This window comes from Streptomyces sp. NPDC033845 (genome assembly GCF_055576225.1).
This window is the reverse complement of record NZ_JBVIRI010000019.1, coordinates 78658-102214: the sequence shown is the minus strand read 5'-3', so window position 1 is coordinate 102214 and position 23557 is coordinate 78658. Positions and strand designations below refer to the sequence as shown.

The 23557-nt window shown below is 73.9% G+C and carries 20 protein-coding genes; 8 read left to right on the top strand and 12 right to left on the bottom strand.

The genetic code is table 11. The annotated features are described in order from the left end of the window. Window positions 1-141: 141 nt before the first annotated feature. Both eccCa and ACZ50K_RS30455 read left to right on the top strand, forming a co-directional pair. Window positions 142-4110, top strand: a complete 3969-nt coding sequence (gene eccCa, locus ACZ50K_RS30460) for a type VII secretion protein EccCa (RefSeq protein ID WP_468908834.1) — start codon at window positions 142-144, stop codon at window positions 4108-4110. 89 nt (window positions 4111-4199) lie between these two features. Then, window positions 4200-4433: a DUF397 domain-containing protein gene (locus ACZ50K_RS30455; RefSeq protein WP_468908831.1), complete on the top strand. Its 234-nt coding sequence runs from the start codon at window positions 4200-4202 to the stop codon at window positions 4431-4433. Window positions 4434-4520: 87 nt separating this feature from the next. Here the strand turns inward: ACZ50K_RS30455 and ACZ50K_RS30450 are convergent, their stop codons facing one another. From ACZ50K_RS30450 to eccB, 4 genes are all read right to left on the bottom strand, one after another. After that, a complete protein-coding gene (locus ACZ50K_RS30450; RefSeq protein ID WP_468908828.1) occupies window positions 4521-4829 on the bottom strand; it encodes a WXG100 family type VII secretion target in 309 nt (102 codons plus the stop codon). 74 nt (window positions 4830-4903) lie between these two features. Beyond that, window positions 4904-5248: a WXG100 family type VII secretion target gene (locus ACZ50K_RS30445; protein ID WP_468908825.1), complete on the bottom strand. Its 345-nt coding sequence runs from the start codon at window positions 5246-5248 to the stop codon at window positions 4904-4906. Window positions 5249-5371: 123 nt separating this feature from the next. Further along, window positions 5372-6613: a type VII secretion-associated serine protease mycosin gene (gene mycP, locus ACZ50K_RS30440; protein ID WP_468908822.1), complete on the bottom strand. Its 1242-nt coding sequence runs from the start codon at window positions 6611-6613 to the stop codon at window positions 5372-5374. Window position 6614: 1 nt separating this feature from the next. Beyond that, window positions 6615-8210, bottom strand: a complete 1596-nt coding sequence (eccB, locus tag ACZ50K_RS30435) for a type VII secretion protein EccB (protein WP_468908819.1) — start codon at window positions 8208-8210, stop codon at window positions 6615-6617. A gap of 209 nt (window positions 8211-8419) precedes the next feature. Between eccB and eccE the strand changes: the two genes are divergently transcribed. From eccE to ACZ50K_RS30420, 3 genes are all read left to right on the top strand, one after another. After that, a complete protein-coding gene (gene eccE, locus ACZ50K_RS30430) occupies window positions 8420-9703 on the top strand; it encodes a type VII secretion protein EccE (RefSeq protein ID WP_468908816.1) in 1284 nt (427 codons plus the stop codon). Continuing rightward, window positions 9700-10467: a hypothetical protein gene (locus tag ACZ50K_RS30425; protein WP_468908813.1), complete on the top strand. Its 768-nt coding sequence runs from the start codon at window positions 9700-9702 to the stop codon at window positions 10465-10467. The genes eccE and ACZ50K_RS30425 overlap by 4 nt, the downstream gene beginning before the upstream one ends. Before the next feature lie 218 nt (window positions 10468-10685). Beyond that, window positions 10686-13151, top strand: a complete 2466-nt coding sequence (locus ACZ50K_RS30420) for an SCO5717 family growth-regulating ATPase (RefSeq protein ID WP_468908810.1) — start codon at window positions 10686-10688, stop codon at window positions 13149-13151. Window positions 13152-13218: 67 nt separating this feature from the next. Here the strand turns inward: ACZ50K_RS30420 and ACZ50K_RS30415 are convergent, their stop codons facing one another. The 8 genes from ACZ50K_RS30415 to rimP all read right to left on the bottom strand — a co-directional run bounded on the left by ACZ50K_RS30415 (window position 13219) and on the right by rimP (window position 21401). Next, a complete protein-coding gene (locus ACZ50K_RS30415; protein WP_468908807.1) occupies window positions 13219-14175 on the bottom strand; it encodes a bifunctional riboflavin kinase/FAD synthetase in 957 nt (318 codons plus the stop codon). A 214-nt stretch (window positions 14176-14389) separates the two neighbouring features. After that, complete coding sequence (truB, locus tag ACZ50K_RS30410; protein WP_468908805.1) at window positions 14390-15310, bottom strand: tRNA pseudouridine(55) synthase TruB; 921 nt, start codon at window positions 15308-15310, stop codon at window positions 14390-14392. Next, window positions 15307-15747, bottom strand: coding sequence for a 30S ribosome-binding factor RbfA (gene rbfA / locus ACZ50K_RS30405; protein WP_468908802.1), 441 nt, complete (start codon window positions 15745-15747; stop codon window positions 15307-15309). The genes truB and rbfA overlap by 4 nt, the downstream gene beginning before the upstream one ends. Before the next feature lie 27 nt (window positions 15748-15774). Beyond that, window positions 15775-16068 (bottom strand): DUF503 domain-containing protein, encoded by a 294-nt coding sequence (locus ACZ50K_RS30400; RefSeq protein ID WP_073910844.1) that lies wholly within the window; start codon window positions 16066-16068, stop codon window positions 15775-15777. Window positions 16069-16231: 163 nt separating this feature from the next. Continuing rightward, entirely contained in the window at window positions 16232-19342 is a 3111-nt protein-coding gene (gene infB, locus ACZ50K_RS30395; RefSeq protein ID WP_468908800.1) for a translation initiation factor IF-2, read from the bottom strand. A gap of 148 nt (window positions 19343-19490) precedes the next feature. Next, window positions 19491-19766, bottom strand: coding sequence for a YlxR family protein (locus ACZ50K_RS30390; RefSeq protein ID WP_468908797.1), 276 nt, complete (start codon window positions 19764-19766; stop codon window positions 19491-19493). 127 nt (window positions 19767-19893) lie between these two features. Further along, window positions 19894-20901, bottom strand: a complete 1008-nt coding sequence (nusA, locus tag ACZ50K_RS30385; protein WP_468908794.1) for a transcription termination factor NusA — start codon at window positions 20899-20901, stop codon at window positions 19894-19896. Between the two features lie 2 nt (window positions 20902-20903). Beyond that, window positions 20904-21401 carry a ribosome maturation factor RimP gene (gene rimP, locus ACZ50K_RS30380; RefSeq protein ID WP_468908791.1) on the bottom strand — a complete coding sequence of 166 codons (498 nt, stop codon included), beginning with the start codon at window positions 21399-21401 and terminating at the stop codon, window positions 20904-20906. A gap of 177 nt (window positions 21402-21578) precedes the next feature. On the opposite strand from rimP, the gene ACZ50K_RS30375 reads away from it, so the two are divergent. Genes ACZ50K_RS30375 through ACZ50K_RS30365 form a run of 3 tightly spaced genes read left to right on the top strand, consistent with a single transcriptional unit; the run spans window position 21579 to window position 23513 of the window. After that, a complete protein-coding gene (locus ACZ50K_RS30375; protein ID WP_468908789.1) occupies window positions 21579-22133 on the top strand; it encodes a hypothetical protein in 555 nt (184 codons plus the stop codon). Continuing rightward, entirely contained in the window at window positions 22130-22600 is a 471-nt protein-coding gene (locus ACZ50K_RS30370; protein WP_468908786.1) for a ferritin-like domain-containing protein, read from the top strand. The genes ACZ50K_RS30375 and ACZ50K_RS30370 overlap by 4 nt, the downstream gene beginning before the upstream one ends. A gap of 16 nt (window positions 22601-22616) precedes the next feature. After that, window positions 22617-23513, top strand: a complete 897-nt coding sequence (locus tag ACZ50K_RS30365) for an aminoglycoside phosphotransferase family protein (RefSeq protein WP_468908783.1) — start codon at window positions 22617-22619, stop codon at window positions 23511-23513. The last annotated feature ends 44 nt before the right edge of the window (window positions 23514-23557 follow it).

Sequence of the window (23557 nt, the reverse complement as noted above, 5' to 3'; positions counted from 1 at the left end):
GATGCCCGCGACACCCTACCCGGAGTATGCGTGACTGTCGGCAAGTAGGATCACCGTCGCGCGGAGGAGACCCCCTCCGTGTCCGGGACTTGGGGGCGCCGGCAGCGACGTCCCGTCCGTTTTCGAGGGATTGGTGCTCCGGTGAGCCAGATCGTCGTCAAACGCCCGCCACGGTCCCTGCCGCCCGAAGTCCCTTCGGACGAGCTGAGGCTGGAGGCTCCTCCGGAGCTTCCGCGGGGGCAGCAGGAGGGCATGGCGATGCAGCTCCTGCCGATGCTCGGCATGGGCTCCTCGGCGGTGTTCTTCTTCATGCCGACCGGGATGCCGTTCATGAAGATCATGGGCGTGCTGATGCTGGTCTCGACGGTGGCCATGGTGGTCGCGCAGATCGTGCGGCACCGGCGCGGTACGCAGGGGCAAATGGCGGACGTCCGCCGGGACTACCTGAAGTACCTGGCCCAGACCCGCCGTCAGGTGCGGCGGACGGCGCGGGTGCAGCGGGACGCGCAGCTGTACCTGCACCCGGCGCCGGAGCAGTTGTGGTCGGTGGTGGCGGAGGGTTCGCGGCTGTGGGAGCGGCGGGTCGGCGACGCGGACTTCGGGCAGGCCCGGCTGGGGCTGGGCGCGCAGCGGCTGGCGACCCCGCTGGTGGCGCCGGAGACGGCGCCGGTGGACGAGCTGGAGCCGCTGGCCGCGGGGGCGATGCAGCGGTTCCTGCGGATCCACTCCTCGCTGGACGGGCTGCCGGTGGCGGTGTCGATGCGGGCGTTCTACCACGTGACGGTGTCCGGGGAGCCGGGGTCGGCGCGCGGGGCGGCGCGGGCCCTGGTGGCCCAGCTGGCGACCCTGCACTCCCCCGAGGACCTGCTGGTGGCCGTGGTGGCGGCGCCGGGAGCGGTGCCGGAGTGGGACTTCGTGAAGTGGCTTCCGCACTGCCAGGTTCCGGGGCAGGTGGACGGGGCGGGCACCAGGCGGCTGTTCGGTGACGACCTGTCCGAGGTGGAGGGGTTGCTGGCGGGCCGGCTGGAGGGGCGGCCCCGGTTCTCCCGGGACGTGTCCCCGGTGCTGGACCAGCCGCACGTGGTGCTGGTGCTGGACGCGAACTCGCGCGGCGGACTGGTGCCGGCGGACTCGGTGTTCGCGGCGGCGGAGGGTCTGCAGGGCGTCACCATCGTGGAGGTGGTGGCCGGTGAGCTGGACGAGCCGCGGGGCGGGCTGTCGGTGGTGGTGCGTCCGGGCCGGCTGCGGCTGGAGTCGGGCGGCGGGGTCGCGTACGAGGGCGTGCCGGACGTGCTGTCGCTGCCGGCCGCGGAGGCGCTGGCCCGGCAGCTGGCGCCGTTGCGGACCGGCGGCGGCGACGAGGACGAACCGCTGCTGGCCAACCTGGACTTCACGGACCTGCTGAACCTGGGGGACGCGGGTTCCATCGACGTGGCGCGGACCTGGCGGCCGCGGTCGGCGGGCGAGCGGCTGCGGGTGCCGATCGGGGTCGGCGAGGACGGCGGTCCGGTGATGCTGGACCTGAAGGAGGCGGCGCAGGAGGGCATGGGGCCGCACGGGCTCTGTGTGGGTGCGACCGGTTCCGGGAAGTCGGAGCTGCTGCGGACGCTGGTGCTGGGGCTGGCGGTCACGCACACCTCGGAGACGCTGAACTTCGTCCTGGCGGACTTCAAGGGCGGTGCGACCTTCACCGGGATGTCGCAGATGCCGCACGTGGCGGCGGTGATCACCAACCTGGCGGACGACCTGACGCTGGTGGACCGGATGGGCGACTCGATCCGGGGTGAGCTCCAGCGGCGGCAGGAGCTGCTGCGGTCGGCCGGCAACTACGCCAACATCCACGACTACGAGAAGGCGCGGGCGGCGGGCGCCCCGCTGGAGCCGCTGGCCTCGCTGGTGCTGGTGATCGACGAGTTCTCCGAACTGCTGACGGCGAAGCCGGACTTCATCGACATGTTCATCCAGATCGGCCGGATCGGCCGGTCGCTGGGCGTGCACCTGCTGCTGGCCTCGCAGCGGCTGGAGGAGGGCAAGCTGCGGGGGCTGGACACCTATCTGTCGTACCGGATCGGTCTGCGGACCTTCTCGGCGGCGGAGTCGCGGACCGCGATCGGGGTGCCGGACGCCTACCACCTGCCGTCGGTGCCGGGTTCGGGCTACCTGAAGTTCGGCACGGACGAGATGACCCGCTTCAAGGCGGCGTACGTGTCGGGCACCTACCGGTCGGGCGGCCCGGACCTGTCGGTGGGCCGGTTCCCGGTGGAGCGGCGGCCGGCGCTGTTCACGGCGGCCCCGGTGCCGGTGGTGTACGCGGCCCCGGACCCGGCGTACCTGGCCGCCTCGGCGGCGGCCCGGGAGGACGACGCGCTGGCGGACACGGTGCTGGACGTGATCGTGGGCCGGCTGGAGGGCCAGGGGGTGCCCGCGCACCAGGTGTGGCTGCCGCCGCTGGACCAGGCCCCGCCGCTGGACCAGCTGCTTCCGGCGCTGGCGACCGGGGAGGCGCGCGGGCTGCACGCGGACGGGTACACCCGGCCGGGCGGGCTGGTGGTGCCGCTGGGTCTGATCGACAAGCCGTTCGAGCAGCGGCGCGAGGTGCTCTACCGGGACTTCTCGGGGGCGGCCGGCCACATGATGGTGGTGGGCGGTCCGCAGTCGGGCAAGTCCACGCTGATGCGGACGCTGATCGCCGCGTTCGCGCTCACCCACACCCCGCGCGAGGTGCAGTTCTACGGGCTGGACTTCGGCGGCGGCGGGCTGTCCGCGGTGCAGGAGCTGCCGCACGTGGGCGGGATCGCCTCCCGGCTGGACCCGGAGCGGGTGCGGCGCACGGTCGCCGAGGTGGGCGGGATCCTGAACCGGCGGGAGGAGTTCTTCCGGGCGAACGGGATCGACTCCATCGCGACCTACCGGCGCCGGCGGGCGGCCGGGGAGCTGCCCGGGGAGCCCTTCGGCGACGTGTTCCTGGTGATCGACGGCTGGGGCGGCTTCCGCTCCGAGTACGAGGGCCTGGAGCCGGTGGTCACCGACATCGCCGGCCGCGGTCTGGGCTACGGCATCCATGTGGTGATCACCGCGGCCCGGTACATGGAGGTGCGGTCGGCCCTGAAGGACCAGATGCTGGGCCGGCTGGAGCTGCGGCTGGGCGACGTCATGGACTCGGAGTTCGACCGGAAGGTCGCCGCGAACGTGCCGCCGGGCATGCCGGGCCGGGGCCAGGTGGCGGAGAAGCTGCACTTCCTGGGCGCGCTGCCGCGGATCGACGGTTCGCACGAGGCGCACGACCTGTCGGAGGCCACGGCCGCGTTCGTGGCGGCGGTGCGGTCCGGCTGGTCGGGGCCGGCGGCGCCCGGGGTGCGGCTGCTGCCGCGGCTGCTGCACGCCGAACAGCTGCCCAAGGGGGCCGAGTTCCCGGAGCGCGGGATCGCGATCGGGATCGACGAGACGGCTCTGGAGCCGGTGTTCGTGGACTTCGGGACGGATCCGTTCCTGCTGGTGTTCGGGGAGAGCGAGTCCGGGAAGACGAACCTGCTGCGGCTGATCGCGCAGCGGATCGCCGAGCGCTACACCCCGGACCAGGCGCGGCTGGTGGTGGCCGACTACCGGCGGACCCTGCTGGGGGCGCTGCCGGAGGAGCACCTGCTGGAGTACGCGCCGATGGCGAGCTCGATGCAGACGCACATGGAGGCGCTGGCCGGGGTGTTCGCGCGCCGGCAGCCGCCGGACGACGTCACCCCGCAGCAGCTGCGGGACCGCAGCTGGTGGACCGGCCCGGACGTGTTCATCATCGTCGACGACTACGACCTGGTGGCCACCAGCGGGGGCAATCCGCTGGCGCCGCTGGTGGACTACCTGCCGTTCGCCCGGGACACCGGGGTCCGCTTCGTCATCGCCCGGAACTCGGCGGGCGCCTCGCGGTCCATGTACGAGCCGTTCATGCAGCGGATCAAGGAGCTGGGCGCGCAGGGCCTGGTGCTGTCCGGGGATCCGTCGGAGGGCGATCTGGTGGGCGGTGTCCGGCCGCGGCCGATGCCGCCGGGCCGGGGGTACTTCGCCTCCCGCAAGCGGGGGACCTCGCTGGTGCAGCTGGGCCGGCTGCCCGGGCTGTAGCGGGCCGGGATGTGGCAAGAGGCCCACGGGCGGGCGTCCGTGGGCCGATAATCGGTGGTGGACGCGCACCACCGAGGGAAAGGCCGCCCATGGGCACGCAGTCGGAGAAGGACGAGCTCTACGCGCTGGACATCAGCGGGGTGGAGTGGGAGGGCCCGCCCGGGACCAGCGCCGAGGAGGAGCGGGTGGAGATCGCGCACCTGCCGGGCGGCGGGGTGGCCATGCGGTCCTCGCTGGACCGGGAGACGGTGCTGCGGTACACGGCGGCCGAGTGGGAGGCCTTCGTGCTGGGGGCCAGGGACGGGGAGTTCGACATCGCGTAGCCCGCGGCCGGCCGGGCCGGTCAGGACACGAAGGGGGCGCACCCGTGCGGGTGCGCCCCCTTGGTGTCGGTTCGTCCGCGACCGGGCTCAGAAGGCCTCGGTGAACAGGCGCGAGGCCCGGACGTCGGTGGCGCGGTAGTCGCCCTTGCCCTGCTCGATGATCTTGGCGACGTTCTCCAGGGTGTCGCGCATGTGCTCGGCGCGGCCCTTGTACTTGGCCTGGAGCTGGATGTACTGGGCGTGCGCCTCGCCGTCCCAGGTGTCGGTGACGACCTTCAGTGCCTGGTCCATCTCCGTGAGGTCGTCGACGATCTTCTTGGAGACGGCCCGGAGGCGGTTCGCCATCTCCTGGACGCTCTCGTACCGGACCCGCATGGCGCCATCGGCACCGGACATGTTCTTCTCCTTAACGCCGGCCGGGGGAACCGGCCTGGTGGTGTGGGGTGACGAGCCGTCGGATGCCCGGACGCTCAGATCGAGTTGAGACCGGACGAGTTGGCGCTCTGCGCCTGGACGCTGCTGAACGCGGCGCGGACCTCGTCGTCCTGGGCGTTGCTGAGGTTCTTGGTCTCGGCCACGGCGTGGTGCAGCACGCCGAGCAGCCGGCGGATCGCGTCGTGGTCCTCGTTCACCATGGTCTGCGCCTGGGTGAACCCGGCGGCACCGGAACCGGTCCAGCCGGCGCTCACGGTGGCCAGGATGTCGGCCAGTTCGCGGGCCTGGTTGCTGACGGCGTTGCCCGTCGTGTTGATCTTGTTCTTCGCCTGGACGATCGGATCGTCGGCGAGTCCGAATCCACCTGCAGGGTTGCTCATCCGAAGCTCCTCACTTCTTTACTCACGTTCCCCGGTCACAGTCGTGAAGGCTGTTGTCACTCTAGTCAGTTCATCCTCCGGGCCCAACACCGGCCGGGGGGTGCCGTGGGCGAACCGTGACGTTCACTGCAAACGGCGTCGGCGGTTCCGGGCATCCCGGACGACCGTGGCCGCGCCCGCGATCACGGCGATCGCCACGCCCCCGATGCCCAGCGCGTAGGTGCCCAGCCGCTCCTGGCGCTGCTGCGCGGTCTCCGCCGTCGGCATCGCGGCCGGCTCCGGGGCGGCGGCCGGCGGCGGGCCCGGGTCGGCGACCGGCGGCCGGGGCCGCTCGTGGTCCTGGCCGACCGCGCGCACCGGGTCGACCACCCCCCATCCCACGTAGTCGTCGCGGCCGTTGACCGAGCGCTCGGCGGTCTGCTGGATCTGCCAGACGATCTCCTGCGGGGTCCAGTCCGGGTGCCGGCCCTTGAGCAGGGCCGCGACCCCGGCGACGTAGGGGGCGGAGAAGCTGGTGCCGTTGTCCACGCACTGGCCGTCCCCCGGCACCGTGGACACCATGTCCACGCCGGGGGCCGCCACCGAGACGAAGCTGCCGGGCTGGGAGAAGGCCGCCCGCTCGTTGTTGCGGTCGGAGGCGCCCACGGCCAGCACTCCGGGGAAGGCCGCGGGATAGGTGGAGCCCTTGCGGCCGTCGAGGCCCTCGTTGCCGGCCGAGGCGACGATCAGCACGCCCTTGTCCACCGCCCGCGCGACGGCCCGGCCGAGCACGGAGGACTCGGCCATCGGCAGATCGGTGTCCTGCGAGACGTTGATGATGTGGGCGCCCTTGGCGAGCGCGTGGTCGATGGCCTTGGCGAGGGTGTCCGCGTTCCCCTTGCCCTGGCCGTCGTTCTGCCGGATCGGGATGATGGTGGCCTCGGGGGCCAGCCCCACGAACCCGGTGCCCGTGCGGGGACGGGCCGCGATCAGTCCCGCGACCTTGGTGCCGTGGCCGACCGTGTCCTTGGTGCCGTCGCCCTTGGTGTCGATGAAGTCCTTGCCGGCCCCGATGTCGAGGGCACCGCTGAGCTGCCGGTTGACCCGGTCCACCCCGGTGTCGACGACCGCCACCCGCACCCCCTTGCCCTTGCCCCCGGCCCACAGTTCGTCGAGCAGCAGCCGCTGGAGCGCCCAGGGCCGGCCGGCGATCTGCTTCCGCATCGGGAAGGTGCACTCGCCGGCGCCGTCCGGGCCCAGCAGCGCCCGCGGGGCCGTGCGGGGCACGCTGTCGGGGGCCGTGCCGGGGGCCGCCGCCCCCGTGGTGCCGAGGGCCGCGGCAAGGACCAGTACGGCGGGGAGCACGCCCCGCCCGCTGCCGGCCATCTCAGGAACCCTGCGGCTGGCGGGCGGCGTTGGTGTCCAGCCGGGGCCCCTTGGACAGGAACTCCGACCAGGCGATGGGCACCAGTGCCGGGGCCACGTCCTTGTAGCCGAGCCGTGCCTGGGCCTGGCTGGCCTCCGGCGGGGCGTCCTGGCCGCCCTCCGCCGCGCCGGGTTCCGGGGAGGCCGCCCCGATGTCCGAGCGCCCGGCGTCGCTGTCGCCGTTGGCCTGCACCGCGTACCGCAGCCCGGTGTCGGTCACCAGGAACAGCGACCCGCCGCCCTCGGCCCGCCGGCCCTGGAACTGGGTGTACAGCAGCCCCGTCCCGGGGGTGACGTACGCGCTGGTGCCGCTGGCCGAGATGTCCACCGGGAAGGCCGGGCCCGCCCAGGTGCTCAGGGTGGCGCGGCCCTGCCCGTCCACCGAGCGCAGCACGTTGCAGACGGTGGCGCGCGACCCGCCCGGGGTGCCGGCGGAGCCGGTGGTGCCGGTGGTGCCGCTGTTGACCTGCTGGGTCTTCGTCCTGGGCCAGCGCTTCTTCTCGCCGAACTGGCTGCCGTCCAGCGGGAGGGACTGGAGGTCGACCTCCTTGGGCCGGCCGTTCATGTTGAGCCGCTCGCTGCCGGGCGCGTGCACCAGCAGCCAGGCGGTGAACGAGGAGACCCGGGACACCTTCCCCGGCTGCACCACGTAGTGCTGCGGTCCGGAGCCGGTGTTGGCCAGCAGCACCATCCCGACCCGGTTGTCCTCGGTGCTGAGGCCCTCCACCCCGGCGTCCTCCCCGGGCCGGCCCGCCACCTTCGGGAAGGCCAGGTCCTCCCCCGAGGCGAGGGTGTCCAGCCACTGCCGGGTGACCTGCTGCGGCCGGCCGCTGCCCACCAGCGCGGTGGTCAGCGTCCCCGCCCCGGCGGCCTTCTCCGGGAACCGGTACTTCACGCCCTGGGCGTCCACCAGATAGCGGGTGGTGCTCTCCCGGCCGTCGGCGCCGCGGGTCTTCGCCTGGACGTAGAGGGCCTCGCCGTCGTCGAGCCGCATCCCGCCGTCCATCAGCCCGGCCTCCCGCTCGGCCAGCACGAACGTGGCGGTCTGCACCCCCTTGCCGTTGCCGCCGGGCTGCTGGCAGACCGCCCACCGCTTGGCGGTGCCGGCGTCCTTGGCGGACGGCAGCCGGTCGGGGGCGTAGGGGATGCCGATGATGGGGCCGCGCGGCGGCTTGCCCCGGTCCAGGGTCTTGTCGGCGACCTGGATCACCTGGAACTTGCCCGGATCCAGCAGCAGTCGGGCCGAGGCCAGGTTGAGCACCGGGTGCAGCCGCGGCTGGCCGTCGGTGTTCAGGACCACGTACCGGGTCGTCGACTCCTTGCCGACGATCACCCGGGTGCCGGGGGCGTCCCAGTCCTTGGGGGCCTGCGGTTTGATCAGCCCCCAGGCGCCGAAGCCCGCGAGGACCACGAGGGCGACCACCAGCGAGGGCACCACCGCCCGCAGCGGGCGCGGGGCCCCCTCCTCGGTGCCGGTGGCCGAAGGCTGGAGGAACGCGGCCACCGTACGCCGCTTCGCAAAGGTGTACGCGTTGAGCTCATCACGTCGCGATGCCATGGCCGCCTGCTTCTCCCCGCCCGGCCCGGTCGGTGGGTACGGTCCCCGGGCCTCGATCGTCGGACCGGCCACCTACTATGCCTGTTGCCCAGGGGCACCCGGGGGGCGGGTAGGGTGAGGCCGCCGCTCCGTGCGGCTCAAGGGCTTTGGTACGGGGCGATCCGGGCTTTTCAGGCCCGGCCGGGGCGTGTTGGGGAGGTGTCCGGGCGATGGCCATCGCAACGGAACGACGGGCGGCGGCCGGAACGGCACCGGCCCGCGGGGCCGGGTCCGGGGTGAGCCCGCATCCGAGGTCCGGACCGGGGCGGTTCGGCCCGTTCCGATTGCAACAACTGGCGCTCCTCCAGGTCGCGGCCGCCCTGCTGCTGGTCGCCTGGGTGACAGATCCGCTGCTCCTGGTGCCGGCCGGCGCGGTCGCCGCCGTCCTGCTGGTCCTCGCGGTGGTACGCCGCCACCAGCGCTCGCTGCCCGAGTGGATCGGCACCGCGCTGGGGCTGCGCGCCCGGCGCCGCCGGGCCGCCGCCCAGGTCCCGCCGGCCGGGGTGGAACCGGGGCTGGCCCCGGTGGTCGAGGCCGATCCGGCCCTGCGCACCTACACCTTCAGCGACCGCGACCGGCGGCCGGTCGGCATGATCGGCGACGGCACCTTCCTGACCGTGGTGGTCCAGGTCGACATGGACGCGACGGCGCTGCGCCCCGACCGGGCCGCCCGCCCGCTGCCCCTCGGGCTGGTCCGCGAGGTCCTCGAAGTGGACGGGATCAGGCTGGAGTCGGCGCAGCTGGTGCAGCACACCCAGCCGGCCCCCGCCCCGCACCTGCCCGCCCAGTCGATGGCCACCCGCAACTACGCCCCGCTGCAGGCCCGGACGGGCAGTCCGGCGGTGCGGCTCACCTGGGTGGCGCTCAAACTCGACCCGGAGCTCTGCCCGGAGGCGGTGACCGCGCGCGGCGGCGGGATGGCGGGCGCCCAGCGCTGTGTGGTGCGGGTCGCCGACCAGCTGGCCAGCCGGCTGACCGGGGCCGGTTTCCGGGCCACCGTGCTCACCGAGCAGGAGCTGACGGCCGCCCTGGCCACCTCCACCTGCGCCAACCCGATGGCCATCACCCAGGCCGGCCGGTCGGCGAGCACCGGGCGGCGCACCGAGGAGACCGCGCGGACCTGGCGGTGCGACGACCGGCGGCACACCACCTACTGGATCGGGCGCTGGCCCCAGCTCGGCGGCCCCGCCGCCCCGCTCACCCAGTTCGTGGCCCTGCTGACCTCGCTGCCCGCACTGGCCACCAACTTCAGTCTGACGATGGCCCCGGCCGACCGGCAGGGGGTCGCCCTGACCGGGCACGTCCGGGTCACCGGGCGCAGCGAGGAGGAGCTGGTGACGGCCCGCCGGGAACTGGAGCGCACCGCCCGCGGGATCCGGACCGGACTGGTCCGGCTGGACCGTGAGCAACTGCCGGGGCTGCTGGCCTCGCTGCCGCTGGGAGGGGCCCGATGAGCGGGACGGGTGGAACGGCCTGGACGGCCGGGACGGCTGACCGGGGTGCGCGCGGCGGTGCGGCCGGCCGGACCGGCTTCGGGCTGATCGGCCCGCGCCGGGAGCGGCACGTCCTGGCGGCGGAGGAACTCGACGGCCTGGCCGTGCCGGTCGGCGACGACGGGGTCGTGATCGGGGTGGACGCCGAGGGCCGGCCGGCGGTGCTCGGCATCAACCGCCCCACGGCGTACGAGGTCACCCTGATCGGCGGCCTGTGGACGGCCCAGGTGCTGGCCCTGCGGGCGGCGGCGACCGGGGCCCGGGTGGCCGTGGAGACCGGCCGCGCCCAGGTGTGGTCGGCGCTGGCCCAGGCGGCGGGCGGCGGGCAGCCCTGTGTGACCCTGCACGACGTGGGCCGGGTGCCGCCGCAGGGCGCCTCGGCGGGCAGCCCGGTTCTGGTGGTCCGCGACTGCGGGATGCGGCCGCCGCGCGGCCGGGTGGTGGCCGGACCCTGGCAGTCGGTCCTCACCCTGCTCCCCTATCTGAGCCCGACGGCCCCCCGGCTGCTGCAGAACTCGGCCCTGGTCGGCGTCCAGCGGGTCTCCCCCGACGAGGCCGAGCGGATCGGCCGGCTGATGCACCTGCCCGCGCCCGCGGTGGAGTCGCTGCCGACCCTCGGCGACGGGGTGACCCTGTGGTGCACCCCCCGGGACCGACAGTTCGTCATGACCCAGGGCACCGAAGGGGAGACGGGGCTGCTCGGCACCGCCCGCCGGATCGACTAGCGGGTGCGGCCCCGGTGTGCGGCCGGTACGCCATTAGGCTGGTCGTGGGCTCGGCGCCGACAGGGCCGCCGGGTACCGGGGGCGGAAGCGCTTCGGGGTCGGACCGGCCCCCGGCGTAGGGTGCCATGAAGCCGCCCGCGCCCTTCCGGGATGTGGTGGGAGGCCCGACGACCGGCGAGACGGGCCCCGGGGCCCGACCAGACCAGGAGGACATTCGAGTGAACGGCGATCGGAACGAGAGCCGCGACGGGGCGTGGGACGTCCCGACGGACGATCAGTCCGACGCGGAGCCCGAGCTGACGGGCGAGTTCACCATCGACTACACGCCGCCGGCCTGGTACACGCAGAGCGCGCCGACCCCGCCCGTGGTGCCCGAGCTGCCGGCCGGCAGCGGTTTCGAACCGCACCGCCCGGCGGCCGCGCCGCCCGCCGCCCCGGCCCCCTCCCCGTACGGAACGGGCCCGGCGGCCCCGGAGGGCTCCGGCTTCGGAGTACCGCGGGAGGGGACTTCCGGGGCCTCCGGGGCCTCCGGGGCCTCCGGGGCCTCCGGGGCCGCCGCCCCGGCCGGGTATCCGGCCGAGCCCGCGGCGCCGGAGCCTGGCCCGGCTGCCCCGTCGGCCGCCCCGGCGGAGCCCGTGGCGCCGGCATCCCCGTACCCCGCGTACCCGCAGGCGCCCGCCGCCCCGCCGGCCCCGCCGTTCGGGGCGGTCCCGCCGGTCGAGCCCCGGCCCGAGCCCACTCCGGTGGTTCCGGTGGCCGAGGCCGCAGGGGCGGCCGCTCCGGCGGCGGGTTCACCCGAACCGGGGACCCCGGAGCCGATGGACTCGGTGCCCCCGGGCTACACGGCCACCCCGCCCGCCGGGGTCCCGGTACCGGAGCCGACGGCGTCCGCCCCCGTGCCCGAGGCCTCCGCCGAACCCGAGGACGCCCGGCCCGCCGTCCGCCCGGACGGCTACGGCTTCCCGCCGGCCGCCACGCAGGACGCGGCCGAGCCGCAACCGGACGGCTACGGGTTCCCCCCGGCCCGGCCGGACTCCCCCGCCCAGGAGGCCCAGGCACACGCCCCGGCCCCGGAACAGCAGGCTCCCCCGCAGGGGTACGGCTTCCCGCCGGCCCACCCGGAGGCGCCCTCGCACCAGCAGCACCAGCCGAACCCGCCCCAGGAGTACGGTCTGCCGCCCGCGCAGCCCGGATACGGGTCCCAGCAGCCGCAGCCGCAGTTCGGCCTGCCGCAGCCGGGCCCGGGCTGGGCGGGCCCGCCGGCCGGTCAGGGGGTTCCGCAGCAGGGGGTTCCGCAGGGCGATCCCCGGGCGGGCGGCCACTGGCCGCAGCCCCAGGCCCAGCCCCAGCCCCAGGCCCCGGCCCCGGCCCCGGACAACGGCCCGGCCGCCGCCCCCGCCGGGCAGGGCGCTCCGCCGCAGTCGGCCGGGCCGATGGCCGCCGGTGGACCGGCGGGACCGAACGGCCCCGCGCCGACCGGTGGCCCGGGTGGCCCCGGCGCGCAGGACCCGCGGTACCAGGCGGCCCCGGGCGGCGGGGCGCCGCTCGGCTACACGGCCGCGGTGGAGCTGTCCTCCGACCGGCTGCTGCGCGGCAACAAGCAGAAGCCGAAGAGCAGCCGGACCGGCGGCCCCGGCGGCGGCGGTTCGCTGTTCCGGTTCGGCGGCAAGGCCGCCGAGGCCGAGCGGCGCCGCAAGCTGGAGCTGATCCGCACCCCGGTGATGTCCTGCTACCGGATCGCCGTGATCAGTCTGAAGGGCGGGGTCGGGAAGACCACGACCACCACCGCGCTCGGCGCCACCCTGGCCACCGAGCGCCAGGACAAGATCCTGGCCATCGACGCCAACCCGGACGCCGGCACCCTCGGCCGCCGGGTCCGGCGGGAGACCGGTGCCACCATCCGCGACCTCGTGCAGGCGATCCCGTACCTGAACTCCTACATGGACATCAGGCGGTTCACCTCGCAGGCCCCGTCCGGCCTGGAGATCATCGCGAACGACGTGGACCCGGCGGTCTCGACCACCTTCAACGACGAGGACTACCGGAGGGTGATAGAGACCCTCGGACGGCAGTACCCGATCATCCTCACCGACTCGGGCACCGGGCTGCTGTACTCCGCGATGCGCGGGGTCCTGGACCTGGCCGATCAGCTGATCATCATCTCGACGCCTTCGGTGGACGGTGCCTCCAGCGCCAGCACCACCCTCGACTGGCTGTCCGCGCACGGTTACGCCGACCTGGTGTCCCGTTCGCTGACGGTGATCTCCGGGGTCCGCGAGACCGGTAAGACGATCAAGGTCGAGGACATCGTGCAGCACTTCGAGACCCGCTGCCGCGGGGTGGTCGTGGTGCCCTTCGACGAGCACCTGGCCGCCGGTGCGGAGGTGGACCTCGACATGATGCGGCCGAAGACCCGGGAGGCGTACTTCAACCTCTCGGCGCTGGTGGCCGAGGACTTCATCCGGGCCCAGCAGACCCAGGGCCACTGGGGCGCCCAGCCCCCGTACCCGCAGCAGCACCAGCAGCCCCAGCACCAGCACCAGCCGCAACACCCGGCGCAGCCCCAGCCGCAGCCGTACCAGCAGCCCTACCAGCCGCAGCCCCAGCCGCAGCCCCCGTACGGCGGGCCCCAGCAGCCCCCGGCCGGCCAGGGCTGGCCGCAGGACCCGAGGCAGGGCCACTGAGAAACGGCGGGGGCCGGTTCCGTCCCCGGGGACGGAACCGGCCCCCGCCGTCGGGCGGGTCCGCGGGTCAGCGGACCGCGTCGTAGTTCTCGGTGAGCGTCCGGGACCGCTTGACGTCGTCGCCGATGGCCTCCAGCAGCCCTTCCAGGGACTCGAACTTCGCCATGCCCCGGACGTACTCCAGGAAGTCCACGGTGACGTGCAGCCCGTAGAGGTCGAGTCCGACCCGGTCGATGGCGTACGCCTCCACGGTCCGCTCGGTGGCGTCGAACTGCAGGTTCGTGCCGACCGAGATGGCGGCCGGCATCCGCTCGCCGTCCGCGGTGAGCCAGCCCGCGTAGACCCCGTCGGCGGGGATCGCGGTGTGCGGCAGGGTCTCCACGTTCGCGGTCGGGTAGCCGAGCTCGCGTCCGCGCTGCGCCCCGCGCACCACCACGCCCTCCACCCGGTGCGGCCGGCCGAGGATCTCGGCGGCGCCCGTCATATCGCCCTCGGCGACCAGCCTGCGGGCCAGGGTGGAGGAGAACGGCTCGCCGCCGCCCGCCTCCCCGCGGACCACCAGGTCGAGCACCTCGACCTGGTAGTCGTAGGTGGCGCCGAGCTCGGCGAGGAACGCGACGTTCCCCGCGGCACGGTGGCCGAAACGGAAGTTGGGGCCCTCGATGACCCCGCGCGCGTGCAGCTTGTCGACGAGCACCTTGACGATGAAGTCGGCCGGGGACAGCTGGGAGAACTCCGCGGTGAACGGCAGGATCAGCAGCGCGTCCACGCCCAGTTCGGCCATCAGCTCGGCCCGCCGGTGGTGCGGGGCCAGCATCGCCGGGTGGCTGCCCGGCCGGACGACCTCGCTGGGGTGCGGGTCGAAGGTGACCACGACGGCGGGGACGCCGAGCTCCCGGGCCCAGGCCACGGCCCGTCCGATGATCAGCTGATGGCCCCGGTGCACCCCGTCGTAGGAGCCGATGGTGACGACGCTGCGTCCCCAGTCCTGGGGGATGTCCTCCAAGCCACGCCAGCGCTGCACTGTGACCGCTCCTCGCCCGAACCCGTGTGTACCTAGTTGAGATTGCAGGTCTAAGACTGCCATGCCGCCGGGCGGCGCCCCGCATCGGCATGGAAAGCCCGGCCCGGCGGCCCCGGGGCCGGCCGGGCGGTCCCGTGCCGCGGGGCGGGGGGCGACGGTGACCCGGTGGCCACCGGACCGCCGTCCCCCGCCCCGGGTCGGGCCCCCGAGGGGGTCAGACGAAGACGGCCAGGGACTTGGCCTTGCCGTTCTTGTTCTCCACCAGGCCCAGCAGCCGGCCCTCGGGGCCGAACACGGCGACCGTCCGGCCGGCCGGGTACTCCTCCGGCATGTCCAGCCGGACCCCGTTGGCCAGCAGCGAGGAGCGGCGGGCGTCCAGGTCCCAGCGGGGGAACGCCGCGGCCGCCGCCTCGGCGATCGGCATCACGGTGAGCTCCTCCTGGTGCTGGTCCAGGGTCCGGGCCCGGTCCAGCTTGTACGGGCCCACCCGGGTGCGCCGGAGCGCGGTCAGGTGCCCGCCGACGCCGAGGTCGGCGCCGAGGTCGCGGGCCAGGGCCCGGATGTAGGTGCCGCTGGAGCACACCACGGAGACGACCAGGTCGACGACCGGGGTGGTGGTCCCGTCGGCGTTCTCGGCCATGGCCTCGCGCATGTCGTAGACCTGGAACGAGGAGATGGTGACCGGCCGGGCCGGGATCTCGAACTCCTCGCCGTCGCGGGCCCGCTTGTAGGACCGCACGCCGTTGATCTTGATGGCGCTGACCTTGGAGGGGACCTGCATGATCTCGCCGGACAGCTTGCGGATGCCCTCGTCCACGGCCTCGCGGGTGACCGCGGAGGCGTCCGTGGTGGAGGTGATCTCGCCCTCGGCGTCGTCGGTCAGCGTGTTCTGGCCGAGCCGGATCGTCCCGAGGTACTCCTTCTCGGTGAGCGCGAGGTGGCCGAGCAGCTTGGTGGCCTTCTCCACGCCGAGCACCAGCACACCGGTGGCCATCGGGTCGAGGGTGCCGGCGTGGCCGACCCGGCGGGTCCGGGCGATCCCGCGCATCTTGGCGACCACGTCGTGCGAAGTGAAGCCGGACGGCTTGTCGACGATGACAAGGCCGTCCGGCGTCGGGGTTGCTTTGTCGCTCATTCGGCAGCGTCGTCCTCGTCGGGCTTCTTGTACGGGTCGGCTTCGCCGGCGTACGTGGCTCCCGAGGAGGCCTGACGCACCTGCTCGTCGGAGGCGCGCACCTGGTCGAGGAGGTCCTCGATGGTCTTCGCGGTCTCCGGCAGGGCGTCGGCGACGAAGGTCAGGGTGGGCGTGAACTTGATGCCCGCCGCCTGGCCGACCGCCGAGCGGAGGATGCCCTTGGCGCTCTCCAGCCCCTTCGCGGCGGCTTCCCGCTCCTCGTCGCCCCCGTAGACCGTGTAGAAGACCGTGGCCTCCCGCAGGTCGCCGGTGACCCGGGTGTCGGTGATCGTCACGTGCGTACCGAGGCGCGGGTCCTTGATGCCTCGCTGCAGCTTCTGGGCGACCACCTCCCGGATGAGGTCCGCCAGCTTCTTCGCCCGCGCGTTGTCGGCCACTGGTCCGTCTCCTTCTTTTCCTTGCAGTCAGTCTTCATCACCGTGGAGCCGCCGTCGCACCGACAGCAGCTCCACTTCCGGACGTGCCGCGACCAGCCGCTCGCAGCGGTCGAGCACGTCCGACAGGAATCCGGCGTCCCCGGACACCAGCGCGACCCCTAGGCGGGCCCTGCGGTGGAGGTCCTGGTCGCCCACCTCGGCCGCGCTCACAGCGAACTTGCGCTGGAGCTCGGCGACGATGGGCCGGACGACGGAGCGTTTCTCCTTCAGCGAGTGGACGTCGCCGAGGAGCAGATCGAAGGACAGGGTCCCCACGTACATGCGGTGCCGGATGTCCCGCCGGTTCGGGTTCGGTGACCTGCCAGCCAACCGGGTGGCAGGGACACCTGAAACCGTACACGGAACGGCCGGGGCCGATCGACGGAAATTCCGCCGACCGGCCCCGGTGGTGACACCGTCACGATCGCTGTGCGTCCGACGTGCGTCAGGCGCGCGGCTTCTCGCGCATCTCGTACGTCGCGATGACGTCGTCGATCTTGATGTCGTTGAAGTTTCCGAGGTTGATACCGCCCTCGAAGCCTTCGCGGATCTCGGTGACATCGTCCTTGAAGCGGCGCAGACCAGAGATGGTGAGGTTCTCGGCGATGACCTTGCCATCGCGCAGGAGCCGCGCCTTGGTGTTGCGCTTGACCTCGCCGGACCGGATGAGGACACCGGCGATGTTGCCCAGCTTGGACGAGCGGAAGACCTCGCGGACCTCCGCGGTACCGAGCTCGACCTCTTCGTACTCCGGCTTGAGGAGACCCTTCAGGGCCGCCTCGATCTCCTCGATGGCCTGGTAGATCACCGAGTAGTACCGGACGTCGACGCCCTCGCGCTCCGCCATCTGCGCGGCACGGCCGGCCGCACGGACGTTGTAGCCGATGACGATGGCGTCGGAGCCCATCGCCAGGTTGATGTCCGACTCGGTGACCGCACCCACACCGCGGTGCAGGACGCGGATGTCGACCTCTTCGCCGACGTCGAGCTGGAGCAGGGAGGACTCCAGGGCCTCGACCGCACCGGACGCGTCGCCCTTGATGATGAGGTTGAGTTCCTGGACCAGACCGGCCTTGAGGACCGAGTCGAGGTCTTCCAGGGACACCCGGCGGACGCGCTTGGCGAAGTTGGCGTTGCGCTCTCGCGCAGCACGCTTCTCGGCGATCTGACGGGCGGTGCGGTCCTCGTCGACGACGAGGAAGTTGTCGCCGGCGCCGGGGACGTTGGTGAGACCCAGGACCAGGACGGGGGTCGACGGACCCGCTTCCTCGACGTTGTTGCCCTTGTCGTCGAGCATGGCGCGCACCCGGCCGTAGGCGTCGCCCACGACCATGGTGTCGCCGACGCGGAGGGTACCGCGCTGGACGAGGACGGTGGCGACGGCGCCGCGGCCGCGGTCGAGGTGGGACTCGATCGCAATACCCTGCGCGTCCTGCTCCGGGTTGGCCCGGAGGTCGAGCGAGGCGTCGGCGGTGAGGACGACGGCCTCCAGCAGGGAGTCGATGTGCAGACCCTGCTTGGCGGAGATGTCGACGAACATCGTGTCGCCGCCGTACTCCTCGGCGACCAGACCGAACTCGGTGAGCTGACCGCGCACCTTGACCGGGTCGGCACCCTCGACGTCGATCTTGTTGACCGCGACCACGATCGGCACGCCGGCCGCCTGGGCGTGGTTCAGCGCCTCGATCGTCTGCGGCATGACGCCGTCGTTGGCCGCGACCACCAGGATCGCGATGTCGGTGGACTTGGCACCACGGGCACGCATGGCGGTGAACGCCTCGTGACCGGGGGTGTCGATGAAGGTGATCTTGCGCTCTTCACCGTTGACCTCGGTACCGACCTGGTACGCACCGATGTGCTGGGTGATGCCGCCGGCCTCGCCCGCGACCACGTTGGTCTTGCGGATGGCGTCGAGGAGGCGGGTCTTTCCGTGGTCGACGTGACCCATGACGGTGACGACCGGCGGACGCGGCATGAGGAGTTCCTCGCCGCCCTCGTCCTCGCCGAACTCGATGTCGAAGGTCTCCAGGAGCTCGCGGTCCTCCTCCTCGGGGCTGACGATCTGAACCCGGTAGTTCATCTCGTCGCCGAGGAGCTGCAGGGTCTCGTCGGAGACCGACTGCGTGGCCGTGACCATCTCGCCGAGGTTCATCATCACCGCGACGAGCGACGCCGGGTTGGCGCCGATCTTCTCGGCGAAGTCGGTGAGGGAGGCACCGCGGGACAGGCGAATGGTCTCGCCGCCACCGCGGGGCAGCATCACGCCGCCGACCGACGGGGCCTGCATGGCCTCGTACTCCTGGCGCCGCTGCCGCTTCGACTTGCGGCCACGACGGGCCGGTCCGCCGGGACGGCCGAAGGCGCCCTGCGTGCCACCGCGGCCACCGGGGCCGCCGGGACGGCCCGCGAAGCCGGGACGACCGCCGCCGCCACCGGCGGGACCGCCGCCGAAGCCGCCGCCACCCGGACGGGGACCGCCGAAGCCGCCGCCACCGGCCGGACGCGAGCCCGGACCGGCCGGACGGCCGGCGAAGCCGCCGCCACCGGGACGACCGGCGCCGCCGCCGGCCGGACGGCCGCCGGGACCGCCGGGACCGCGACCGCCGCCACCGGGGCCCGGACGCGGGCCGGCAGCGGGACGCTGCGGCATCATGCCCGGGTTGGGACGGTTACCGCCGGGAGCACCGCCAGGGCCACCGGCAGGACGCGCGCCGCCCTGCGGACGGGGCATGCCGCCCGGGGTGGGACGGGCGCCGCCGGGACCCTGCGGACGCGGGGCGCCGCCGGGGCCGCCCTGCGGGCGGGGAGCACCCTGGCCGCCGCCGGCGCCGGGGGCACCGGGACGGGGGGCACCCTGCGGGCGCGGGGCCTGCGGGCGGGCCATGCCGGTGGAGCCACCGGAGGTGAAGGGGTTGTTGCCCGGACGCGGGCCGGCCGGACGGGCACCGCCCGGACGCGGGGCCTGCGCGCCACCCTGACGGGGGGCCTGGGCACCGGGGGCCGAGCCGGCCGGACGCGGCGCGCCGGGACGGGCACCGGCCTGGCCGGGGCCGGCCGGACGCTGCGCGGCGGCCGGGCGCGGGCCCGGGGTGGCGCCGGCGGGGCGCGCCGGGGCGGCCGGGGCCGACGGCGGCGCCTGGAACTCGGCGGCGACCGGAGCCGGAGCCGCCGGGGCGGGCTTCGGGGCCGGAGCCTTGGGACCGGGACGCGGGCCGGAGGCGGCCGGGGTCACCGGGGCTGCTGCGGCCGGAGCCTCCGCGACGGCCGGCTTGGGGGCCGGGGCGCCGGGCTTCGGGGCAGCGGGACGTGCCGCGGCGGCCGGGGAGGGCGCCGCGGGCTTGGCGGGCGCGGCCTTGCGGGGCGCGCCGGGCTTCGCAGCGGACTTGCCGGCGGTGCCGGGCCCCTGCAATGCGTCGGTCAGCTTGCGTACAACAGGCGCCTCGATCGTCGAGGACGCCGAACGGACGAATTCACCGAGTTCTTGGAGCTTGGCCATGACGACCTTGCTCTCGACCCCGAACTCCTTGGCGAGTTCGTATACCCGGACCTTAGCCACTTCGCTCCTTTTAGGTCCGGGTTACGCCGGACCGTCGCTACTTCATGGGCGTACTCATCGCGTACTCATCGAGTGCTCATCGCAATCTCGACCTACTTCCAACTCGCGAGGTACCTGACCGCACGGGGATCCGTGCCGTACTTCTGTCTTACGGTGTCGCCTCGATGACCGTCCGCAGGGCGGCGGTGTCGAGAGTCCCCTGGACCCTGAGGGCCCGGGGGAACGCCCGGCGGCGAACCGCCTGGTCGAGGCAGACCACGGCGGGGTGCAGATACGCACCCCGGCCGGGCAGCGTACCGCGAGGGTCCGGGACGCATGCGTCCCCGACCGCCACGATGCGCAGCAGATCGCTCTTGGCCGCTCGCTCCCGGCACCCCAGGCAGGTGCGCTCGGGGCATGTGCGGGCATGCGTACGGCCAGACACGCTCAGTCTACCTCCCCGTACCGACCTCACCCCTTCAGGCGAAAAATCGAACGGACGTTGTCTCTATCTCGGTCGTCAGCTGGGTGGACACCTGTCTACCGGCCCGGAACCCCGGACCGGTACCGGTTTATTCCGCGGACCCGTTCCGGTCACCGGGGTCGCCCTCGGTGTCGGGACGGATGTCGATGCGCCAGCCGGTGAGCCGGGCGGCGAGGCGGGCGTTCTGGCCCTCCTTGCCGATGGCCAGGGACAGCTGGTAGTCGGGCACGGTCACCCGGGCGGACCGGGAGTCCCAGTCCACGACCTCGACCTTGCTCACCCGGGCGGGGGACAGCGCGTTGGCCACCATCTCCGCCGGGTCGTCCGACCAGTCGACGATGTCGATCTTCTCGCCGTGCAGTTCGGCCATCACGTTGCGGACCCGGCCGCCCATCGGGCCGATGCAGGCGCCCTTGGGGTTGAGGCCCGAGCGGGTGGACCGCACGGCGATCTTGGTGCGGTGGCCGGCCTCGCGGGCGATCGCGGCGATCTCGACGCTTCCGTCGGCGATCTCCGGGACCTCCAGCGCGAACAGCTTCTTCACCAGGTTCGGGTGGGTGCGCGAGAGGGTCACGGACGGACCGCGGACACCCTTCGCCACCCGCACCACGTACGTGCGCAGGCGCAGTCCGTGGGTGTAGTCCTCGCCGGGGACCTGCTCCTGCACGGGCAGGATGGCCTCCAGCTTGCCGATGTCGACGAGGACGTTCTTGGGGTCCTTGCCCTGCTGGACGACGCCGGTGATGACATCGCCCTCGCGGCCGGCGAACTCGCCGAAGGTCAGGTCGTCCTCGGCGTCGCGCAGACGCTGGAGGATCACCTGCTTGGCGGTGGTCGCGGCGATCCGCCCGAAGTCCGACGGGGTGTCGTCGAACTCCTTGGGCTCCTGGCCCTCTTCGAGGTCCTTGGGGTCCTCGGTCGCCCACACGACCACATGGCCGTTGGTCCGGTCGAGCACCACGCGGGCCCGCCGGAAGCTGCCCTCGGTGCGGTGGTACGCGATGAGGAGGGCCGACTCGATCGCCTCGACGAGCAGGTCGAAGGAGATCTCCTTCTCCCGGACCAGACCCCGCAGGGCACTCATGTCGATGTCCACGACTACGCCTCCTCTTCCTTCTTGTCTTTGCGGTTGAACTCGATCTCGACGCGCGCCCTGGCGATCTCGGAGAAGGCGATGCGGCGGGCGGTGGCCTTGCGGCCCTTCACGCCCGGGACCTCCAGGTCCAGCCCGTCCTCGTCGACGCCGAGGATCCGGGCGACGAGCTCGCCGCTCTCGGCCAGCTGGAACTTGACCAGCCGGCCGGTGGCACGCACGTAGTGCCGGTGTTCGGTGAGCGGGCGGTCCGCGCCCGGGGAGCTGACTTCGAGGACGTACTCGTCCTCGCCCATCGCGTCGGTCTCGTCCAATGTGTCGGAGATCTCGCGGCTCAGCTCGGCGCAGGTGTCCAGTTCCACGCCCTCGTCGGAATCCACGATGATCCGGAGCATCCGCCGCTTGCCCGCCTTGGAGAGCTCGATGTCCTCCAGGTCCAGGGCCTTCGCGGCGACCAGCGGCTCCAGCAGTCCGCGCAGCCTGTCGCTCTGGGGGGTGCTCATCCGGGTGACTCCTCGGCCGCGTGTGCTGTTGTGTTTCCGTCGCGTGGATCGCGCGTCAGGACAAAGGGTATCCGCTCGCGGGGGGTGTTGCCGCCCGCCCCGTTCCGGCCGCCCCGGGTACCGTGATCACTGCGTTCACCGCCTGCCACCTGCCGCCCCGCTCCCGAGGACCGTGCCGTGCCCTGGACCCCGCCTTCGCGAAGAACCCTGCTCACCGGCACCGCCGGGGTGCTGGGCGCCGCCCTGCTGTCCGGCTGTTCGGATCCGGGGGGTGGTGGCGGGTCCGCGTCCGACACGCCGGAATCCCTCGAACGGCGGATGCGGGAAGCCGCCGTCCGGGACACCCGGAACCTGCTGGAACGTTACGACGCCACCCTGGCGGCCCATCCGGCACTGGCCGGACGGCTCGCCCCGCTGCGGGCCGCGGTGGCCGAGCACGAGGGCGCGCTGGACCCGGAGCCGGCGGCCCCCCGCGGGCACACCGCGGACCCCTCCCGGACCGGCACGGCACCCGGGACCCCCACCCCGGTGGCCGCTCCCCCGCCGCCGCCGGTGCCCGGCGCCCCCGCCGAGGCGCTGGCCGCGCTGGCCGGCGCGGAGCGCAGCCTGGCCGAGAACCGGACGATCGCCCTGGCCTCGGCCCCCGGCGAGCTGGCCCGGCTGCTGGCCTCGGTCGCCGCCTGCGGGGCCGTCCACCACCATCTGCTGACCCGTACGGGAGCCCCGGCATGAAGCCCGAACCGAACCCCGGACCGGACCGGGCCCTGGCAGCCGCCCAGGCCGCGCTGGCCGCCGAGCACGCGGCCGCCTACGCCTACGGGGTGATCGGCGCCCGGGCCGCCGCGGACCGCGCCGCCGAGGCCGGACAGGCCTACGGCGGACACCTCGCCCGCCGGGACGCGCTCACCCGGACGGTCCGCGGGCTGGGCGGATCGCCGCGCACCGCCGAGGCCGGCTACCGGCTGCCGTTCCCGGTCCGCACCCCCGCGGACGCCGCACGGCTGGCCGCCGAGATCGAGGACCGGGTGGCCGGCGCCTACTCCGATCTGGTGCGGGCCTCCACCGGCCCGCTGCGCCGCGAGGCGGCCGACGCGCTGAGCGCGGCGGCGGTCCGGGCGGCACGCTGGCGCGGTGTCGGCGTAGCCTTCCCTGGGCTCACGGAACGCGCGGGACAGGCGCGGCCGGCCCGGCACAGCTGAAAGGGATCACGCGCGCATGGCTTTCGAACCGCCGGAGCGTCTCGTACGGGCGCTCGGCGAGCAGCCCGACACGGCGGGGCACGAGGACTGGCTGGACCGGCTCCCCGGCCTCGCCGAGGAGGCGCTCGACCGGCGCGGGGTCCGGGCCCAGCGGGTGCAGGCCCCGGGCGGCCGCAGCAGTCTGCTGGTGCTCGTCCGCTACCCCGACGGGACCCCGGCCGCGCTGAAGCTGGCCCCGCCGGCCGCCCGGCCCGACCGGGAGCTGGCCGCGCTGGCGCACTGGGGCGGGTTCGGGGCCGTACGGCTGCTGGACACCCGGCACGAGGACGGGGCGCTGCTGCTGGAGCGGCTCCAGCCGGAGGTGTCGCTGCGTTCGCTGCCGGAGGCCAAGGCCCTGCTGGAGGCGTCCGGGACGATCCGCCGGCTGTGGGTGGCCCCGCCGGCGGAGCACGGTTTCCCCTCGGTGGCCGAGCGCACCGAGCGGCAGTCGGAGGGGCTCAAGGCCGCCCCGGAGGAGCTGCGGGAGCTGGCCGGCACGGCGCTGGCGGCCCGCGAGGAGCTGACCGCGCTGCCGCCGGAGGAGGTCCTGCTGCACGGGAACTTCCGGCAGGGCAAGGTGCTCTCCGGGGAGCGGGCGCCCTGGCTGGCGGTCGGCCCCGAACCGCTGGTCGGCGAGCGGGCCTACGACCTGGCCCGGCTGGTCCGGGACCGGCTGGAGGACCAGGTCGCCTCCTCGGCGGGTCCGGCCGGGGCGCGCCGCCGGGTCACCAAGCTGGCCGACTCGCTGGCGGTGGACCGGGACCGGCTGCGCGGCTGGACGCTGTTCCGGGCGGTGGAGTCGGGGCTGCGGGCCCGGGCGGCCGGCCGGTACCGGGACTCGGAGCTGCTGCTGGAGTTCGCGGGCTGGCTGTGAGTTCGCGGGCTGCCCGTAGGGGAATACTCCCGAAAAGAGGCATT

Excerpts from the sequence above, each read along its gene's own strand:
- ACZ50K_RS30455 (WP_468908831.1), top strand. The coding sequence starts at position 4,200 with ATGGGCACGCAGTCGGAGAAGGACGAGCTCTACGCGCTGGACATCAGC.
- ACZ50K_RS30450 (WP_468908828.1), bottom strand. The coding sequence starts at position 4,829 with ATGTCCGGTGCCGATGGCGCCATGCGGGTCCGGTACGAGAGCGTCCAG.
- ACZ50K_RS30445 (WP_468908825.1), bottom strand. The coding sequence starts at position 5,248 with ATGAGCAACCCTGCAGGTGGATTCGGACTCGCCGACGATCCGATCGTC.
- mycP (WP_468908822.1), bottom strand. The coding sequence starts at position 6,613 with ATGGCCGGCAGCGGGCGGGGCGTGCTCCCCGCCGTACTGGTCCTTGCC.
- eccB (WP_468908819.1), bottom strand. The coding sequence starts at position 8,210 with ATGGCATCGCGACGTGATGAGCTCAACGCGTACACCTTTGCGAAGCGG.
- eccE (WP_468908816.1), top strand. The coding sequence starts at position 8,420 with ATGGCCATCGCAACGGAACGACGGGCGGCGGCCGGAACGGCACCGGCC.
- ACZ50K_RS30425 (WP_468908813.1), top strand. The coding sequence starts at position 9,700 with ATGAGCGGGACGGGTGGAACGGCCTGGACGGCCGGGACGGCTGACCGG.
- truB (WP_468908805.1), bottom strand. The coding sequence starts at position 15,310 with ATGAGCGACAAAGCAACCCCGACGCCGGACGGCCTTGTCATCGTCGAC.
- ACZ50K_RS30400 (WP_073910844.1), bottom strand. The coding sequence starts at position 16,068 with ATGTACGTGGGGACCCTGTCCTTCGATCTGCTCCTCGGCGACGTCCAC.
- rimP (WP_468908791.1), bottom strand. The coding sequence starts at position 21,401 with ATGAGCACCCCCCAGAGCGACAGGCTGCGCGGACTGCTGGAGCCGCTG.
- ACZ50K_RS30370 (WP_468908786.1), top strand. The coding sequence starts at position 22,130 with ATGAAGCCCGAACCGAACCCCGGACCGGACCGGGCCCTGGCAGCCGCC.
- ACZ50K_RS30365 (WP_468908783.1), top strand. The coding sequence starts at position 22,617 with ATGGCTTTCGAACCGCCGGAGCGTCTCGTACGGGCGCTCGGCGAGCAG.